The following is a 1,337-nucleotide window of genomic DNA, read 5'->3' as shown; positions in this document are numbered from 1 at the left end:
GGTCTCGCCCAGGCCGTCTCCGTGTTCCGCATCGACGAGGCCAAGCTCTCCGGCATCGCCGCACCGCGCAGCGCACCGGCCAGGGCGCCCGCGCCCAAGGCGACCGCCGCCAAGGCCAACGGCGCAGCCGGGAGCAACGGCAGCGCAGCCAGGGCCCCGGCCCGCAAGGCGCCCAAGCCCGCCGCCGTCGCTGACGTCGGCGAGGAGTGGTCGGAGTTCTAGAGCCCCCAGGCCCCGGCCTCGCGGCCGGGGCTCCTGCCTCCCCCCCGTGGCAGGTCGGCCGGGTTGCAGCAATGCAACCCGGCCATTTTTTCGCCTGGATTTCCGTATATCTACTAAGTCTAAAGGAACCTGGAAACCGGCCGATTCCATTCTTGTCCGCTTGCCGTGCCCGTGTCTCCGACGCTGCCAAGGCATGTCGACAGCCGACGAGACTCAAGGATGACGAGCCCGGTAATGCAACGCGTGCCGCGGGCTCCCAATGAACCCGAGGGCAAGACCATGCAATTCAGGCTTTCTTCGCTTCGCGTGCAGTTCATGTTGCTGATCACGGTAACCTGCGGACTGTTCATCAGCGCGATCACCGTATCTCTCTGGCAGCTGCAGAGCAGCGAGCAGCGCCTGCTGCACTTCATCGACCAGGAACTTGCGCTCGAGCGGCAGGTGACGAAGGCCTACGCACAAGGCCTGCAGATGGGCCAGGCGTTACGCAACATCCTGATTGACCCGGATAATCCCCGCGCGTGGACCAATTTCGACAAGGCCCAGGTAGAGTTCAACGCGCTGGCCCAGAGCGTGGAGGATGGCGCTGCCTTGCTGGACGGCGGGGCCGCTGTTGCTGCCGAGATAAAGGATATCAACGCCCGTTGGGCGCCGATGCGCGCAGAAATCCTGGAACGTGTGAAACGCGGTGACACTGAAGGCGGTTTCGACGTCCTCGTGAAGCAGGAAACACCCGCCTGGCGCGAGATGAAGGCTATCCTGCTGGCACAGATCGACTATCTCGAAAACACCTCTGCACGGGTCAACCAGGAGGCCGTGGAAGGGCTCTCCGGCGCCTACCGAACCGCTTTCATATGCATCCTGCTGGCCATTGCGGCCTGTATAGCGGTCTCGCTGTTCATGTTGCGCGCCCTGTTAAGGCAACTCGGGGGCGAGCCCACCTACGCCCTGGCGGTGGCGCAACGCATCGCCCACGGCGAGCTGGACGAGGAAGTCAGCACGAGGGAAGGCGACAGCGAGAGCATGCTGGCGGCCATGCGCGAGGCCCAGCAGAGCCTGCGCGGCATCATCGGCCAGATGCGTCACATGTCGTCCGAGCACGACAAGGGCGACAT

At 64.6% G+C, this 1,337-nt stretch carries 2 pseudogenes; both read left to right on the top strand.

The annotated features are described in order from the left end of the window. A pseudogene (locus G6032_RS00205) lies at positions 1–222 on the top strand (chemotaxis protein); the annotation flags it as partial. Positions 223–441: 219 nt separating this feature from the next. Further along, a pseudogene (locus G6032_RS00200) lies at positions 442–1,337 on the top strand (methyl-accepting chemotaxis protein); the annotation flags it as partial.

Source organism: Wenzhouxiangella sp. XN24, assembly GCF_011064545.1.
Taxonomy (GTDB): domain Bacteria; phylum Pseudomonadota; class Gammaproteobacteria; order Steroidobacterales; family XN24; genus XN24.
The sequence above is the reverse complement of the archived record's forward strand: the minus strand, read 5'-3'. Positions and strand labels throughout refer to the sequence as shown.